At 47.5% G+C, this 17,328-nt stretch carries 12 protein-coding genes; 5 read left to right on the top strand and 7 right to left on the bottom strand.

Annotated elements, in window-relative coordinates; genetic code table 11:
• Positions 1 to 4: 4 nt before the first annotated feature.
• From RS891_RS06055 to RS891_RS06045, 3 genes are all read right to left on the bottom strand, one after another.
• Positions 5 to 913: a carbohydrate ABC transporter permease gene (locus RS891_RS06055; protein WP_113054178.1), complete on the bottom strand. Its 909-nt coding sequence runs from the start codon at positions 911 to 913 to the stop codon at positions 5 to 7.
• Between the two features lie 16 nt (positions 914 to 929).
• Positions 930 to 1,901, bottom strand: a complete 972-nt coding sequence (locus tag RS891_RS06050; RefSeq protein ID WP_079351018.1) for an ABC transporter permease — start codon at positions 1,899 to 1,901, stop codon at positions 930 to 932.
• A 1,147-nt stretch (positions 1,902 to 3,048) separates the two neighbouring features.
• Positions 3,049 to 3,972, bottom strand: coding sequence for an S-layer homology domain-containing protein (locus RS891_RS06045; RefSeq protein WP_315794767.1), 924 nt, complete (start codon positions 3,970 to 3,972; stop codon positions 3,049 to 3,051).
• 359 nt (positions 3,973 to 4,331) lie between these two features.
• Between RS891_RS06045 and RS891_RS06040 the strand changes: the two genes are divergently transcribed.
• From RS891_RS06040 to RS891_RS06030, 3 genes are all read left to right on the top strand, one after another.
• Positions 4,332 to 6,074, top strand: a complete 1,743-nt coding sequence (locus RS891_RS06040) for an ABC transporter ATP-binding protein (RefSeq protein ID WP_315794766.1) — start codon at positions 4,332 to 4,334, stop codon at positions 6,072 to 6,074.
• The gene (locus RS891_RS06035) at positions 6,067 to 7,926 is read left to right on the top strand and encodes an ABC transporter ATP-binding protein (protein WP_397386900.1); all 1,860 of its coding nucleotides are present in this window, start codon (positions 6,067 to 6,069) and stop codon (positions 7,924 to 7,926) included. Before RS891_RS06040 ends, RS891_RS06035 begins: the two co-directional genes overlap by 8 nt.
• Positions 7,927 to 8,029: 103 nt before the next feature.
• Positions 8,030 to 8,545 (top strand): hypothetical protein, encoded by a 516-nt coding sequence (locus RS891_RS06030; RefSeq protein WP_113054174.1) that lies wholly within the window; start codon positions 8,030 to 8,032, stop codon positions 8,543 to 8,545.
• Positions 8,546 to 8,558: 13 nt separating this feature from the next.
• On the opposite strand, the gene RS891_RS06025 is transcribed toward RS891_RS06030, so the two are convergent.
• Positions 8,559 to 8,990: an Lrp/AsnC family transcriptional regulator gene (locus RS891_RS06025; RefSeq protein WP_175383622.1), complete on the bottom strand. Its 432-nt coding sequence runs from the start codon at positions 8,988 to 8,990 to the stop codon at positions 8,559 to 8,561.
• 127 nt (positions 8,991 to 9,117) lie between these two features.
• Here RS891_RS06025 and RS891_RS06020 point away from each other — a divergent pair, with 127 nt between their 5' ends.
• Entirely contained in the window at positions 9,118 to 9,891 is a 774-nt protein-coding gene (locus RS891_RS06020) for an MBL fold metallo-hydrolase (RefSeq protein WP_315794765.1), read from the top strand.
• Between the two features lie 203 nt (positions 9,892 to 10,094).
• Here RS891_RS06020 and RS891_RS06015 read toward each other — a convergent pair whose 3' ends face one another.
• Positions 10,095 to 11,600 (bottom strand): arabinosylfuranosidase ArfA, encoded by a 1,506-nt coding sequence (locus RS891_RS06015; protein WP_113054171.1) that lies wholly within the window; start codon positions 11,598 to 11,600, stop codon positions 10,095 to 10,097.
• A 179-nt stretch (positions 11,601 to 11,779) separates the two neighbouring features.
• Here RS891_RS06015 and RS891_RS06010 point away from each other — a divergent pair, with 179 nt between their 5' ends.
• Complete coding sequence (locus tag RS891_RS06010) at positions 11,780 to 12,688, top strand: ArsR/SmtB family transcription factor (RefSeq protein WP_113054170.1); 909 nt, start codon at positions 11,780 to 11,782, stop codon at positions 12,686 to 12,688.
• An 87-nt stretch (positions 12,689 to 12,775) separates the two neighbouring features.
• Here RS891_RS06010 and RS891_RS06005 read toward each other — a convergent pair whose 3' ends face one another.
• Positions 12,776 to 13,555: a C40 family peptidase gene (locus tag RS891_RS06005; RefSeq protein WP_113054169.1), complete on the bottom strand. Its 780-nt coding sequence runs from the start codon at positions 13,553 to 13,555 to the stop codon at positions 12,776 to 12,778.
• A 424-nt stretch (positions 13,556 to 13,979) separates the two neighbouring features.
• Positions 13,980 to 17,255, bottom strand: coding sequence for a glycoside hydrolase family 48 protein (locus RS891_RS06000; protein WP_397386899.1), 3,276 nt, complete (start codon positions 17,253 to 17,255; stop codon positions 13,980 to 13,982).
• Positions 17,256 to 17,328: the final 73 nt, after the last annotated feature.

Here is a 17,328-nt window from a genome sequence, read left to right as displayed (position 1 = left end):
AAGATCATCCCTTAACGGAACCGATCATAACACCCTGCACAAAATAACGCTGAAGAAATGGATAAATCGCAATTACAGGTAAAGTTGAAACAATAATGACGGCATATTTGACCAGCGCAGCAATTTCCGCTTTGGAATTCATCGCCGTTGCTGAAGAGGTATCGATAGCTCCCCCGCCCTGTGCTGCCATCTCCTGAAGTACCAGGATTTGGCGCAGAAAGAGCTGCAGTGGATACTTCGAGGAATCATTTAAATAAATCATGGCACTGAAATAGCTGTTCCAGTGTCCGACGCCGTAGAAGAGCGCCATCACGGCAATGATCGGCATGGAGAGCGGAAGCACAATTCGGATAAACAACCGGGTGTTGGTACACCCGTCAATATGGGCCGCTTCCTGCAGCTCCTTGGGAATGGTTGATTGAAAAAACGTACGGCATACGATAATATTCCAGATGGATGCAGCTCCTGGCAGAATAAGCGCCCAAATGCTGTTCACCATCCCAAGATCCTTAACCAGCAAGTAGCTTGGGACAAGTCCTCCGCTGAAAAACATCGTTACCATAAACATTGCCATGAAGAATCCACGTCCAACAAAATCAGAACGGCTAAGCGCATAGGCTGCCGGAAGAGTGACCATCAGGTTGACGAGTGTACCTAAGACGGTATAAATGATCGTATTTTTGTACCCGATCCAGATGTTGGTGTTTTCAAATACGCGGGCGTACCCTTCAAACGTAATCCCTTTTGGAAGTAGCCACATCTCACCGGAGCTTACAAATTTGGGATCACTGATTGAGGCGCTAATGATGTATAACAGCGGGTAAAGCACAATGACGAGCGCTATCGTCAGATAGATGTAGTTGCACCATAAGAACACTTTATCGCTTCTGCTTTCCTTAACCGCGGTTGACATGTGTTTCCCCCTCCTTTTACCACAAACTGTTTTCACTGGTGCGACGTGCAATTTGATTCACCGTAATCAGCAGAATCGCATTAACTACCGAGTTAAACAACCCTACAGCTGTGGAGAAACTGTACTGTGCATCGACCAGACCGGACCGATAGACAAATGTCGAGATGACATCGGATGAGCCCATGTTCAACGGATTTTGCAACAGCAAGATTTTCTCGAATCCGACGCCAAGAATACTGCCCATATTCAGAATTAACAAAATGGTGATCGTAGGGATAATCGCTGGAATGTTAATATGCAGAATCCGTTTAAACCGGCTCGCACCATCCACCACGGCAGCTTCATGCAGTTGAGGGTCCACACCCGAGAGGGCTGCGAGGTATATAATGGTACCCCATCCTGCACTCTGCCAGACACCCGAGAGTACGTACACCGTCTTAAACCACGCAGGGTCCGTCAGAAATTGAGGGGCCTGAAATCCAAGAGCCTCCACCAAATTGACAATCATGCCTGACGAAGGCGACAAGAAGGTAATAATCATACCCGACATGACAACGACCGAAATGAAATGCGGTGCATAGGTGACCGTCTGAACGGTACGTTTGAAGAAGGAATCCTTTACTTCATTGAAAGCTAACGCCAGAATGATGGGCAGCGGAAAACCTATAGCCAGCTCATACAGGCTGATGCTGAGAGTATTCCATAACAAATCCCAGAAATAATACGAATTGAAAAAGCGGATAAAATGATCGAAACCAACCCATGGACTTCCCGTAACGCCAAGCGTCGGGATAAAGTTTTTGAATGCGATCTGTATGCCGTACATCGGCCCGTAATGGAAAATCAGAAAGTATAGAAATGCTGGCGCGATAAACAGATACAACTCCCAGTTTCGAATCATCCTTCTCCCTAATTTATTTTTCTTGCGGTTCGGAATCGTGTGCACCGATAGGTTTTGCGACAAGGCGGACTTCCCTTCTGGCTGCATCAGTTGTTTCCTCCTTTTCTTAATGAAAATCCGTCCGTTTTGTAAGAAGAGCGAAACACTCCTGTTCAAATGTAAGGAATGAGTCCCGGACCACATTTCTATCATGCGAGGCCTTTATTTCTCTCGCGTTTTGGTAACGCTTACATACTGAGTTTATGAATCATTTCCGAATCCGTAAATATGCTATTTCGATCTTCACTCTTAAAAAACACGGAAAGTACTGTTACAACAGGGGTTTACGCTTTTATTTACAGCTTGTCATTGTCATTTTGGAGAAGTAAAACATGTGGAATTTGACCCATTTCTCTCTTGAAGTTGTCGTTTCGAGTAGCTTCGCATGAACTTGAGAGATGTCAGATCTGAATGAAAGTTGAGAAACAGACCTTAAAGTCAAAACCCACATATGTTTAGGAAAGAGATATTCCATGTGTGCAGGTCGTATTCTGAATTCACATCGGTCATACAGGTCGCAAGGTCTTAGCATGCTCTGCGCATCGCCATATTGAATATAATAGAAGTTACTCTTCATTGCTACTGTGTTTCTCCCCCTTACTTATGCATTTGTCTTCCTTCTCTCTTGATGCTTAGAAAAAGTAATAAGGATAGATTTAATTCAATCACACAAATGTAATATTATCTACCATATATTTATCACCTGCATCAAGCTCGCTTATGGCTTGGCTTTATTCTATGAGTTTCTTCCCCACTCGGTAAATATGTCGTTTTTATCCTTGGCTGAAAGCACATAAGCACAGATAAACACTAGTTATATCCAGTCATATATGTTGATTTTGCACATGACATGAGGAGCTGGAGTGCATGATAATTTCCGGATCAGGCCAGAAAAAAAGCCGCTCCGTTAACACGAAGCAGCTTTATCGCCTATATAGATATTGATTTACATCTTAAAAACAACATTTTAATGTCATTAAATATTACACATTCTAACTTAATTCCATTTTTAAAATCACTTACAAGTCATCAAATGTGACATACAAAAATGGAATCAATACTTTTCAGTCGGACTAATCAAGATTCAGACTGAAAAACAGCCGCTCTCCCTAGGCAAGCTTTTTCATATCGATCGTCGTTTCCAGAAAAAAAAGCGCGCTCCGATCAAGGATCGAGGCGCGCTGGCAAGGTTTGATTATTTTCCAGAAGGCTGTGCTTCTGCAGTGTATCCTGTTGGAATGTCTGTCTCTGCGGTTACATCGGTAATAACCATTGGATACATCATGTCCGGGTCAGGTTGGATAATGGTATACAGCACAATGGCACGTCCATCCTTCTCCAGCTTCACATCTTCAATCTTCAATCCATAACCAGGATGAGGCATTTGCGCGGTCAGTTTAACCTTTACCGTCTTGTCATCCACTTTGGTTGATGTCACGGTAGGCACAATCCCCTGTTGGCCTTCGCCTGGATTCGTTGGAGTCGGTTCCGTCGATCCGCCATTGCCGTGCTTATCTACAAATTCAAGTGCATTGAAGATCATGCTTGCAGCCTCCATACGGGTAAGCGACTGATCTGGACGGAAGTTACCGTCCTTATCCAGTTCAATGATGTCCATGTTCAACAGATTCTGGACCGCAGATTTGGCGTCCTTACCGATTTTATTTTCGTCCTTAATATCATTATACAGCATGATCACCGGATATTCTCCGGTTGTATTAATGCCTTCAAGGAGCAAAATGGCAAACTGTTCACGCGTCATTTTGGCTTGTGGATTCAACTCCACCGGAATGGACAGACCATTCTGTGTTGCAGCCTGAACGGCATCGGCGTACCAGGTCGTGGGACTAATTTTATTTTGTGCCGAGGCGGCAGCGTATTCATTTTTCAGACCAAAAGCGTTCACAATCAGTTGAACACCCTGTGGCTCGGACAATGCGAGATCTGGACGAAATAGATCCACCGTTACTCCATTAACAACACCCTTGGCATGTAACGAGTCCACAATCGTTTTTTGTCCTTCATCTTTTACATCCGAAAATGCAAGTACCGATGCACCTCCTGCCGTCAAAGACACGCAGAGCGCAAGCGTTGCAGCCAATCCTTTTTTATGTTTCATTTCTTGGCACCTCCATATTTAGTAAACCCAATTTTTGACCTCTTCAATCCTACAGACGGGAGACTCTCCTGAAATGTTTCAGTAAAATCGACATCTGGTGAATAAATGACGGAAATACTGCATATATCCCTTACTCTGCGGGCGCTGATCTGCTTTCTTTCCATTATGCTTGCTTGCTTCGTTGACATCCTTACCGATTAGCGCAAAAATAAGAATAGAGATTTCTATCGAATGACGGATAAACAGCAAACCGGATCGCATAAAGTAAGAGGGCACGACGCGCTATTATCAGGTGTCGGCCCTTTTCTTGACTCCGATTCCAAACCAACTTTCACCCTGAACAAAGGAGAACAAATCTTATGTCCAAGAAAGGATTACTACGAGGCTATGTCATTGCTAACTGGCCCGTATATCTGTTCGCTGTACTACTGATTATTGCCTCCAATGTGGGTCAGGCGTCCTTGCCCCGAATTCTGGGCAGCTTCACGGATCAACTCATGCAGAACACACTTCAGATGAATACGGTCATCCGGTATAGCCTTTCGCTTTTGGCTATAGCCATCGCTTATAATCTGTTATTCGGTACTGGGCAATTCATGATCATGAAGCTTGGACGCCGCTTCGAATTCATGACACGTGAGCGCATTTTCGGCAAGTTTTCGGAGCTGAGTGAGCACTATTTCTCCAAACAGGGAAATGGGAAACTGCTCAGTTACGTCATGAATGATGTCACCTCTGTACGTGAAGCCATCTCCAACGGCGTCACCATGATGACCAATGCAACATTTCTATTATTATCTTGCATCGTGATGATGCTGCTCAGCGGAATCCCGATGAGACTTATTCTGATCAGTATTGTGCCGTTGCTGGCCATTCCCTTTCTGGTCGTTTTTTTCGGTCCGCGAATTCGCAAGCGCTCTCGTGATGTACAGGATGCTCTTGCAACGATGACGGAATCCGCAGAGGAACAGCTGGGTGGTATTCGTGTAACCAAAACATTTGCCATTGAAGACAGCGCCCGTGAACGTTTTGGATTCACAGTAGATGCAATCAAAAGCAAACAGCTGCGGCTTGTTCGTCTGTCCTCTCTATTTCAGGCCTTGCTACCGCTGCTAGGTGCCATTTCACTGGTTGTTTCCCTGCTTGTTGGCGGAATTTTGACGATGCAGAACTCCATTACACTCGGAAGTTTTGTTGCATTGACGTTATATTTGCGGATCATCATGGGACCGCTTCAACAAATCGGTAATGTGATCAATACCATGCAGCGTTCTGGAGCATCACTGGAGCGGGTAAATGATCTGTTGACGGAAGTGCCTGACGTGCGTGAGCTTCCCAATGCGACAAGTCTCAAAGCCGTGAACGACATTACGATAGAGAATCTGTCCTTTTCCTATCCCGGCAGTTTATCCCCTGCGCTCAAAAACATCAGTCTGAATATCCAGGCAGGCCGAACTGTGGGCATTGTGGGCAAAACAGGTTCTGGTAAAAGTACCTTTGTGAAGCTATTGCTGCGTACATATGAGCCGCCTGAAGGCACCATCCGTATTAACGGAACCGACATCCGGAAGCTGTCGCTGGAAAGTCTGCGATCCCGTATTGCCTATGTACCGCAGGATGGATTCCTGTTCAGTACAACCATTCGGGACAACATCGCTTTTAGCGACCGTGAGGTTCCGCTGGACACCGTAGAGCACAGTGCACGACAAGCGATGATATACGAGAACATTATCCGGTTCCCTGATCGGTTCGATACCTTGCTGGGTGAACGCGGACTCACATTGTCTGGCGGTCAGCGTCAGCGCACCAGTCTGGCACGGGGGTTGATCAAAAAAGCGCAGGTACTCATTCTGGATGACAGCATGAGTGCTGTCGATGCCGTCACTGAAAGTGGCATTCTGCGCAGCCTGCGTGAGATTGGCAAAGGCAAAACAACGTTAATCATCTCCCACCGGATCAGTGCGGTCCGTCATGCCGACGAAATTATCGTTCTGGATGAAGGTCGAATTGCTGAACAAGGTACACATGCAGGGCTGATGGCCGCAAAAGGGTTATATGCTGCAACCTATCGTTTGCAGGAGGAGGGATTACATCATGACTGACCGTAACGCTGAAGTTCGTTCAGGTGCGGGAGCACAAGCATCGTCAGGGAATGGGCCCGGTTCCGATGCAGGCGCAGACCAGAGTAAGCGTACTTCCTTCAAAGCGATGATGTCCTACGCCAAACCCCATAAATGGGCCTTTGCAGGTATTTTTCTCTGTTCGCTGCTCGGCATCTCCGCCGATCTGCTTCAGCCTTACCTGGTGAAGATTGCGATCGATGATCATCTGGCCATCGGCCAAACCAGTGTAGGTTTCCTTGTCCAGTTGGCAGCGATCTTTTTGGGGCTGGCTGTAATCAGCTTTATTTTTACCTATGTACAAAACAATCTGCTGCAACATGTCGGTCAGAACATCGTCTCTCGCATTCGTAAAGACCTGTTCAAGCATATCTCCAAAATGTCGATGTCTTTCTTCGATCGCTTCCATATTGGCAGTCTGGTGACGAATGTATCCAGTGATACAGAAACGATCAGCAGTTTCTTCACTCAGGTACTGCTTAGTCTCATCCGGGATGGCATGATGCTGGTGCTCATTATCGTCTTTATGTTCCAGCTCGATCCGGTACTCGCAGGGTACTCTCTCATCGTATTGCCTGTGATCGCCATCGTTGCTGTGTTATTTCGGAGCCAACTGCGCAGGGCTTATCAGAATGCCCGAACTCGTCTCTCCCGTTTGATTGCATTTACGGCAGAGAACCTGTCCGGCATGTTTCTGATCCAGGCGTTCCATCAGGAAGAAGAGCAGAAGAAAAGATTCACGGAACAGAACCAACTTCACCTGAAGGCCAATATCACACAAGCCCGTTCCAATGTCATATTCAACCGGACGTTTGATATCCTTGGCAATGCGGCGCTCGTTATGATGGTTTGGCTTGGAGGACGTGCCGTGCTGGGTGAATCATTGCAGGTAGGTGTGCTCTATGCATTTATCAGTTACATCCGTCAGTTCTTCCAGCCGATTAACCAGATCACCATGCAGTGGAACACATTCCAGTCAACCACCGTATCCATGGATCGAATCTGGAACATTCTGAGTACCCGTCCGGAAGTCGCTGATCCCATACCCGGGACTGCCTCCACACTTGAACCACGGAACGTGATGGGACAGATTGATTTTAATGATGTTTCGTTCGGCTATCGGGCAGATCGCCCCCTGATTCAGCATATGAATCTGCATCTGTATCCAGGTGAAATGGTGGGTATCGTAGGCACTACAGGAGCTGGCAAAAGTACGTTGATCTCCCTGCTCAATCGCTTTTACGATGTGAATCAGGGCAGCATTGAGATCGATGGTGTAGACATTCGCCATTTCCCGCAAGCCAATCTTCATCGGATCGTTGGTCTGATCCAGCAGGAACCATTCCTATTCTCGGGCTCCATCATTGACAATGTACGAATGTTCCGCGAGGATATTACGAGAGAGCAGGCTATTCAGGCCTGTCGATTCGTCGGAGCACATGCGATGATTTCACGTTTGCCGCAAGGGTATGATACACGTCTTTCCGAACGCGGAAGCGGTCTGTCCGCCGGAGAGCGTCAACTGATATCGTTTGCCCGAATCGTGGTCTTTCAACCCCGAGTTCTTATCCTGGATGAAGCAACCGCGAATCTGGATTCGCATACCGAACAATTGGTACAACAGGCGCTGGAATCCGTCTCACAGGGAAGAACAACGATTGTCATTGCACATCGTTTATCTACAGTCATGCATGCAGATCGGATTCTCGTAATGGAGAATGGCGAGATTGTCGAGGAAGGCTCACATCAGAAGTTGATTGATGCTGAAGGGGTATATGCTGATCTTTACACCCATGCGCGTGAAGCCGGTAATGATTCAGCTATTTCCGGCTAGCTTATCGAACCAAATGGGTTAAATAAAGTTGAATGTGCCGCTCTGCGATGCAGGCGGCATGTTTGGTATATTTTCTGGGAAATGATGTTAAGGAGGCGTATTTATGAAACCTGAATTATATAAATCATCAGAGTCGAAGCTTGAGCATCGGCAGATTGCCTACCGCCGTTTCACGGCTATATGGAAAGGAGCACTTTGTCTTCTGTTCTTGCTGTTATGCGTTACCCTGTTATGGATCATCTATGACGATCATGCTGGACAACTGGAGACGTTGTATTATTCCATCGCAGCCATTCTTGGCATGTGGTTTATCGGGCCTTTATTTTTTATGTTTCTGTCCCGCGCAATCGCGAGTTCTTCTGTGTTGTTATCCTGGAATGATGAAGGGCTTCATCCCCTTAAACGGACCATTCCCTGGAATGAGATTCGTAAAATTGAGCTTGGCTCGCCCGCCTTCAGCAAATGGATATTGTCTGCTTCCCCCATGATTGCCCTGTATTTGAAAGACGGCACCCGGCGTCATATCCAGACCGATCATTTGCTAACCAAAAAAGAGCTCAGTCAAGCAGTTGTCCTTCTGCAGAAGACGCTCCAAGAGAAACAGCACCAGGACATCTGAAATTCAGCTCACATCATTCCGACTTTTCGATACCAACAGACAGGTTCATTCTATAATTTCCATACGGCAAAATGGCTTCCAGCAAACTTCCAAGCTGCTCCATTGTTCCAGTGCGTACGATCATCAGATAACAGCCCTCTCCGCTGACACGGTGAACTTCCACGATATCTTCACGCGCAGCCATAAATTCACGGAAGGCGGCATGTCGGTCGCCAGAATTCAGAAAAATCGTTACAAATGCCTGCAGGCCCAAGCCGAGGCGTTCCGGGTTCCATTTTACCGTATACCCTTCAATCACACCCAGATCATGCAGCTTGCGTACTCTCGCACCTACAGCCTGTCCGGTCAGATGCACCTCTTCGCCGATCTCTTTGTGAGAGCGTTTGGCGTCCCGGATCAGGCTTTTCAGTATGCGTATATCTGTATCATCAATCGTCTCATTCATCTATTTTGCAATCCTTTCAACTTGAAATTAAAGTGGTCTGTTTTCTTTCAGTGTGTTATTTACGCCCATAAACGGGTTGTATAACATATAGGATAATAACATTAATTCCCGAAGGAGTGCAGGTTCAATGAAAATTCAATTGATTCGTAATGCTACATTATGGTTGGAATATGGGGGTCTGAATATACTGGTTGATCCCATGTTGATGGATAAAGAAGTGATGCCTGCTTTCCCGAATACGCCCAATGAATTACGTAACCCAAGAGTCTCCTTACCCGAGACGGAAACGGATTATATGAATCCCGATCTGATGATCGTTACGCATACACACCCCGATCACTGGGATGAAGCAGCAGCGAAGCAGCTCCGTAAGGATGTACCTCTGCTGTGCCAGCCAGGAGATGAGGCCGTGTTTACAGGAGCCGGATTTACTAACGTTACCGCCGTGGATGAGAAACACGAATATCATTCTGTTCGTTTTGCCCGCACTTCAGGACAACATGGAACCGGGGAAATCGGCGAACGTATGGGCAAGGTGTCTGGTTTTGTATTGGAAGCGGACGAAGAACCTGTCGCCTATATCGCCGGGGACACCATCTGGTGTGAAGAGCCAGCCGAAGCCATTCGTCAATATCAACCTGAGGTGATTGTGGTGAATGCTGGCGGTGCCCGCTTCCTGCAAGGAGATCCGATCACGATGGACGGACCTGATGTAGCTACCGTGAAACGCCATGCACCAGATGCGCATGTCATCGCTGTGCATATGGATGCCATTAACCATTGCATGATGTCCCGTGTGGACCTCGCCAGTTATCTGGCATCTGAACAATTGGACGGACAGGTGCTCATTCCACGCGATGGCGAGAGCTTTGTGTTTGGACCGGATACTGAGTTGAAATAAAATTCATTGATGCGATGAGTGACTTTTAACAAACGGAGTCTTCTCAAGATCCTCTCCAAGGAACACGAAAAAAGCTGGATGCGATTCATGCACATCCAGCTTTTATTTGCGTTTATAGTTGAGGAACACAGCAAGCCGAAGATAGTTCCGCCATCGGAGTGCTCAGTGTAAACCTGAGTGATTCCCTCGACTCATTTCACCTACTATTGAACTTTCAATCGAATTACGTTCCACGAAGCTTTGGCCAAGCTTGCCGTGATCAATGTATCTGATACTTCTGCATCACCACGATTATGCGGAGCGACGCGATTCGGCTGTGCTGCGGTATTGGCTGCTTTTAGATCATCACTTTCCAGCACAATATGCTCAATCAACCGGCACTTCCCAAAGCTGCGCAGATCCACTTCAAGCGGAAGTGATTCTTCCAGATGACGGTTTACAGCGAAAACAGTTACTTCACCCTGCTCTTCGTTATGCACCGCAATACCCTCCAGATAAGGAACATCCGTAATTTGTTTGGTGTCATATTTCGGGGACTGGATCAACGGTACAAGTGCCGTTCCACGTCCAAACACGGAAGCATGCATAAACGGATAAAAGATTGTCTGTCTCCATGCAGCACCGCCATTATCCGTCATGATTGGAGCGATGACGTTGACGAGTTGTGCCAGACAGGCCATCTTAACTCGGTCCGCATGTTTCAGCATGCTGATCAGCATACATCCCACAAGCAGTGCATCTTCATGGTTGTATACGTCCTCCAGCTGTGGCGGGGCAATCTGCCATGGGTCCAGCTTCTTGTCACTATCATTGGAGTGATACCAGACATTCCATTCATCAAAGGACAGGAACATCGTCTTCTTGCTGCGCTTCTTCGCTTTGATATAATCACAGGTCGCTTTTACCGTCTCAATAAAACGATCCATCTCAAGGGAACGCGCAAGGAATGTTGGCGTATCCTGCTCAGCATTACCGTAATACTGATGAAGGGACAGATATTCAACATGATCATACGTATGATCCAGTACCGTGGCTTCCCATTCCGGGAAGGATGGCATACCCAGGGATGAACTTCCGCAGGCGACCAGCTCAATCGTTGGATCTGTCCACTTCATCACTTTTGCCGCTTCAAGTGCAATCCGTCCATACTCTTCTGCTGTTTTGTGACCAATCTGCCACGGGCCGTCCATTTCGTTGCCTAGACACCAGGTTTTGATAGCATGAGGCTCCTTGTATCCATGTTTAATACGCAAATCACTATAGTAGGAACCTTCCGGATGATTGCTGTACTCCACGATGTTGCGGGCTGCATCTACACCCCGTGTTCCCAAGTTGACGGCCATCATGACTTCCGAATTCGCCTGTTTGGACCAATCCACGAATTCGTTGAACCCGAATTCATTGGTCTCGATTGTTCTCCAGGCGAGTTCCAGTCTGCGTTTGCGTTCTGACACAGGCCCAACCGAATCCTCCCAATTGTAACCGGATACAAAGTTGCCGCCAGGGTACCGCACAATCGGAACCTGCAACTCCTTAACCATCTCCAGCACATCTCCACGGAATCCCGCTTCATTCGCCGTAGGATGACCCGGCTCATATATTCCACCATATACGGCACGTCCCAGATGTTCAATAAATGAACCGTATAAACGTTTATCAACTACGCCAATTGTGAAATCCTTGTCTACCGTCATTTTTGCTTTTTCCATCGTGAAGTTCAGCCTCCTAAGATTAATATAAAAATTAATTGATAATCTATGGATCAACGTTCATATTTATATTAAAATCGATTATGGCACCAATTTCAACCTGAATTTTGCAAAATGTTATTCTTTTGACTGGATTTATGTTTAACTTAATTCTATAAATCAAAAATGGAGGAACAGATGTGATTAGAGCAAATACCGATACAGAATGGCTGCCTCTATACGAGGCACTTGCGAGTGAAGTCCGTCTGCAGATTATCAGGCTTGTCGCGGAGACCCCAATGAACGTGAAGGACATTGCCGCATCACTCGGCCTGAGCAGCGCAATTGTAACCATGCATGTTCGCAAGCTTCAGGATGTGGGCGTTATTCAGTCCAAAATGATTCGCAAGGATGGCGGCACGCACAAAATGAACAGCCTGGCCGTCGACTGGATTGGTATCTCCATGCCACAGGAAACGGGAGCTTCCCGCAAGCTTCATGAAGTGGCGATCCCTGTCGGACATTACACTCATTTTGATGTGTATCCAACTTGTGGTCTGGCTACATCCAGTCAGGTCATTGGACAATACGATGACCCACGCTATTTTCTGGATCCCGAACGCATGCATGCCCATATTCTCTGGTTTGGACGCGGATTCGTGGAATACAAAATTCCAAACTATATCTTGTCAGGCCAACAGATCAGTGCCATTGAATTATCACTTGAAATAGGTTCAGAGGCCCCTTCGGTCAACCCAAACTGGCCTTCGGATATTACCTTCATGCTCAATGGCATTCGACTAGGTGAATGGACAAGTCCTGGAGATTCCGGAAATGGACGAGGCATGTTCACCCCGGAATGGTGGAGCGACAGTGTGAATCAATACGGCATGCTCAAAGTGCTGCGGATTACCCATGAGGGCACTTTTATTGATGGACAGCTTATGTCCGAAGTTACGCTTGCCGATATTCCCGTGGAACGAAATCAGTGGACATTGCGCCTCTCCGTGGAGGAAGATGCGCAGCATGTGGGCGGGCTTACATTGTATGGTCAAGGATTCGGCAACTATGATCAGGATATTCTGTTCCGTCTGTACTATCAGGACTAATAAACAACAAAAAGAACCTTCCATCCCCCGTATAGGCAGAGATGAAAGGTTCTATATGTGTTCATTATTTAATAAGCATGCATGAACTTAAAGTGCACTTCCGCCAAACAGGAAACGGTACTCCCAATGTTTGCCGGAGATATCACTAATCGTTACACCGCCGCCGGCATTGGAATAGGTGTGCAGAATTTTGCCGTCACCCAGATAAATTCCCGTGTGGGTAATCGTAGCAGTAGATTTGTTCACACTAGAATATGATGAAGCCGAACTGCCTTTGTAGGACATAAAGTACATCAGGTCACCACGCTTCAGATTTTTCCAATTGGTCTGAACGGTACCGTTGGCTTTCACATAAGCACCTTGTTTACGTGAATCGGATGGAAGCTTGATTCCGAGCGCATCAATAAAGGCCTGGCGGACAAAGCTTGAACAATCGAACGTAGCCGTACTGTTACGACTTGCTCCAAACTCATAAGGCGTCCCCCAATATTTCATACCGGCAGCAATCACTTTCTCCACTGAAGCACTGCCTGTAACTGAACTTCCTGTTGTCGTGTTGCCTTTCACAGCTTGTGTATATTTTGAAGAAGAAGATATGTATCCTGTCCGGTTACCGGAGTCCGTAACTTTATACCAGCCTGATCCGGATTTTTGCAGTACCGTTACGGTCTCTCCTTTTGGCACCAAACGAACAATGCTTGCGGAAGAAGATGGCGATGTACGCAAATTAACTCCCCAGATGACTTTAACTTTTGAATTTTCAACTGCCGCTGCTGATGCAGGTGTCGTTAATGCTCCTGTGGTCAGACTTCCCATCAGCATCGTTGCTGTTACACTTGCAGTAATGATCTTGCTTTTCCAGTTCATGATGTCGTGTTCCCCCTGATGTTACAGAATTTTAACCTGGCCTCATTCGCCGGGCTTGCCCCATTGTAAAACGGGCTGTCCATAACGATCATCAGTCCAAAGTCCTGTATTCGATCAGGCAGGCTTGAGCACTAAGAATCAGGGAAACCTCTCACATCAGTTGGCTAAAACTGCCGTAAATCTCTTCTTTTCCAAAGGTTAAATTATTGTAACTATTTACTGCGCTTCGTTTTACGCAGAAAAGTGCCTTAAGCCAGGCATCACTTAGGACGTGAGTCAAATGACCTATATTTTAATATTTAAATTCTATATTTGGTAAACATTACTATGGTTCATTTCTCAGTTATGAGTACCTGTAATCCCAAAATCATCACAAAAAGCCGGAGATCTCTCCCCGGCTGTACTCTGTCTCCATATGAATTAATTATGGCTCAATACCCCAAGCGTTGACTCCGCCAATATAAGCGGTCACTTTGTCCCAGGCGCTAAAGGCTGTTTTGGAAACATCGAAAGAATAGTCATTAGTCTGATCAAAATTCGTCCAGTTGTTCTTCGAGAAGCGACCCTGGATAATTCCCGTCTCTGCTCCGGCAGCCAGGTTGCCTGCCCCGGATTTGAAACCAATCTCCAGATACGTATCCGCTGTCCCTTTAGCCGGATCTACCGTCACAAAGTGAGCTTCAACGTTGGCGCTGCCAATCTGAGCGTAATCACACCAGAAACTCAGATCGGATGCACTATCCTTCGTAAAGTAATACCGCAGCTTCACCTGGCTCAGATCCACTGCTGTCGTGCCTGTGTTCTTGATATTGAACTGCGGGGTCACCGCATTGCCTGACGTTCCTGAACCGCCATTGCGGTATTGCACTTCAAGTGCACCTGTTGTTACAGGAGGCGCTGTTGGTGTCACCGCCACTACATTGGACAAGGTCTGGCCGCTTGTATTCACTGCCACCACTCGGTAATTGTATGCGGTACCATTCACTGCCGTGGCATCCGTGTATGTCAGTGCCGTCAGACCTGTAGCCAGATCCGTATAGGTTCCACCTGCAACCGAGCGTTGTACCTTGTAACTTGCAGCTCCGGTCGATGCGGTCCATGTCAGTACAGCCTGATTATTGCCTGCCGTTCCTGTAAGGGTTAACACTCCCGGTATAGATATTCCAGCTTGCGGTGTTGCAGAGGCCTGAGCAGAAGGTGCAGATTCACCTGCCGTATTCACTGCGGTCACCACATAATAGTACGTTTTGCCATTGGTCAGTCCTGTATCTGTGAAGGTCGACCCGGTAACCCCCGTTGCTACTGAAGTATACGGGCCGCCGTTTACCTCCGCGCGTTTTACTGTGTAAGAAGCGGCACCAGTGGATGCAGTCCAGTTCAGAATAACCTGTTCACTGCCTGCTGCAGCTGTCAGACCAGCTGGAGCTCCCGGCACCTGAACTCCTGGGCTTCCGGCATCACCCAGGAGACGATCAAATTCACCATACGCGGTAGCCATATCCACCTGTGACCAGAAACGGTGGTACGTAAAGGTTGGTGCGCCATTTTCCCATTTTTTCGTTGTTGGATCATAAGACGTTTTGTACAGATTATCCAGATACGCCCATGCCGGATCTTGCTTGATGGCTGGACGCAGGTCAGAGTAACCAATGTATACGCCATTACCACCTTTGGCCGGGTCAGAAGGTACGCCGGCTGTACCCGGTAACGTGTTCCCCTGTCCGAAGGTTCCCGTCCAGTTCGCCGGAATGTAGATCTCTTTGGCGAAGAAGCGGAAGTAGTCTTTACGGACTTCTTCGGTGACAATCCCCACACCATCATTGTAATCCCAGGCTGTATTCAGCAGTTTCTCGGCCATGTCTTTGGCTTCCTGTCCTTTGGCACTGAGTACGCCGCCTTCCGCTTGAGTCCCTGCAGCAAAGAACGTCAGGGCTTTAATATAACTCCCCAGTACACCCGTATCCTGAGCAGGATCTTTGGTTACCACATGGAAATTAGGATTGTTCGTAAAGGAACTGAACCCGTTCCATTTATCCGGTTGCCCCTGCCATTCCTGGCTGCCTGGAATCCAGAATTCGCCAGGTGCAGGTGTTGTGGCAACCTGTGCATTGGTACCACCAAGAATACGCTGACCTGCCGCATTCAGATAATATCCTTCAGCATCCGTCACTGGACGCTCATCGACGAATACATAATCCTTGGCCCAGTCGACCCACTTGGTTATGACTTTTTTGGCCATTTGGAAGTTCTCGGAGCTGAGGTCCCCGCTCTCGGCAAGAATGTAATACATCTCGGCTACACGCTCCAGCGACCAAGCCTGGAAACCAAACCACGTGTTGGAGTCCGGGTCCCGGTATACCGGAGCTTCCTGATAAGCCATGTCGTAGAACGTACTTGTTCCGGCAGGATAAGCTTTGTAAGAGCCATCAAAACTGTTCGTCGCCCCACCGCCAATTGCCCCTTCGTGAGACTGCAACCAGGTGTAGAACTCCAATTGGCGCTTCAGCGATGCATTCCAATCTGCTTTGGCTGTTGTCGATTTTGGAATCAGGCCGCCTGCCGGATCAGACAATGCATACGCTGCCACCGGATTCTGGTAAGCCTGATGCGTATGACTGGCTCCAATCCGCCATGCCCAGTTCCCACCCTCGCCAAGGCCGCCGCCCCATGAGGTATACCATGCCATCAGATACATATTAGAGTCTTTGCCTGTACCAGCAGTTGGTGTACCGTTCTTGGCACTTCCGATCTTCTGGAAGTACTTGTCATGCATCCCATAGCGCAGATAGTCACCCATCTTCTTCGCTTTGTCCAGATACGCTGTATTGGTGTAGCCCATCTCCTTCGCCCAATACAGTACCTGCACCGCACGCGCATCAGCATCCGTTGCGTTGGTATAACGCCACTGGGCTGCCGGAGCCTGGGTCTCCTTGGTGAACAGGCTCATGAAACCTTCGCCCGTTTTGCCAAACGTTTTATTGTCCTGGGATGGATGTGGGATGGCCTCCCACACAGACTCCTGCTCTCCACGTTGGAACGTATTCACGTAAGCCGCTGTATGATTCGGATTCAGCAGATTACCATAGCCGTACCAATTATCCACATCCAGCAGCCAATGCATCAGGTACGTCTGATTGTTGCCGTAGGAAGCTTTCAGCTCAGCATCAAGCGGGTCTTTTCCTGCAGCATATTGACCGTTAATGGCAGATGGATATTGATCCGGAAAAGGTTTTTCTGCTGCATAGGTGGCCGGGCTGTTTGGATTGTAATAACTCATCGTAGGCTGCTCTTCCTTGCCGTCACCTTCATTGACAGGGATGATGTATTTCTCCATGCTGTCCCAAGCGGCTTCCAGTTTGGACCAATCACCCGTATAGTGACCGTACATCGTTTCCAGCCAGAGCCAGTAACTGTATGCCTCGGATGTCGTCATGTGCCCATAATCCGGCGCCTCGCTCATCAGCGTTTCAATGGAGTGATACGGAATGCCCTCTGGAGAAAAATAACCGTTCGCCGGGTCCTTCAGTTGATCATACAATTGCAAAAATCGAGCTTCGTTTATTCCGTCCGCCTGAGCATCAATGGTCTGCTCTTCGGCATAAACCGTTTGGGGACCCGCCCACAAGCCAGTGTACCCGGTTAACATAACGGTGCCTGCTAGCATGGCAGACAAACTTTTTTTCGCAGCTGATTTCAACATGTACATACCTCCCTGGAATGGTGAAATTCAAATTAGAGTTACTGTGGGTCTGCCCATGTTGTTGAACTCCCTT

This window comes from Paenibacillus sp. BIC5C1 (assembly GCF_032399705.1).
GTDB lineage: Bacteria > Bacillota > Bacilli > Paenibacillales > Paenibacillaceae > Paenibacillus > Paenibacillus taichungensis_A.
Note: the sequence above shows the minus strand (reverse complement) of the source record. Positions and strands in the feature narration are given on the sequence as shown.

Coding starts and splice junctions, on each gene's coding strand:
- RS891_RS06055 (WP_113054178.1), bottom strand. CDS start 913: ATGTCAACCGCGGTTAAGGAAAGCAGAAGCGATAAAGTGTTCTTATGG.
- RS891_RS06050 (WP_079351018.1), bottom strand. CDS start 1,901: ATGCAGCCAGAAGGGAAGTCCGCCTTGTCGCAAAACCTATCGGTGCAC.
- RS891_RS06045 (WP_315794767.1), bottom strand. CDS start 3,972: ATGAAACATAAAAAAGGATTGGCTGCAACGCTTGCGCTCTGCGTGTCT.
- RS891_RS06040 (WP_315794766.1), top strand. CDS start 4,332: ATGTCCAAGAAAGGATTACTACGAGGCTATGTCATTGCTAACTGGCCC.
- RS891_RS06035 (WP_397386900.1), top strand. CDS start 6,067: ATGACTGACCGTAACGCTGAAGTTCGTTCAGGTGCGGGAGCACAAGCA.
- RS891_RS06030 (WP_113054174.1), top strand. CDS start 8,030: ATGAAACCTGAATTATATAAATCATCAGAGTCGAAGCTTGAGCATCGG.
- RS891_RS06025 (WP_175383622.1), bottom strand. CDS start 8,990: ATGAATGAGACGATTGATGATACAGATATACGCATACTGAAAAGCCTG.
- RS891_RS06020 (WP_315794765.1), top strand. CDS start 9,118: ATGAAAATTCAATTGATTCGTAATGCTACATTATGGTTGGAATATGGG.
- RS891_RS06015 (WP_113054171.1), bottom strand. CDS start 11,600: ATGGAAAAAGCAAAAATGACGGTAGACAAGGATTTCACAATTGGCGTA.
- RS891_RS06005 (WP_113054169.1), bottom strand. CDS start 13,555: ATGAACTGGAAAAGCAAGATCATTACTGCAAGTGTAACAGCAACGATG.
- RS891_RS06000 (WP_397386899.1), bottom strand. CDS start 17,255: ATGTTGAAATCAGCTGCGAAAAAAAGTTTGTCTGCCATGCTAGCAGGC.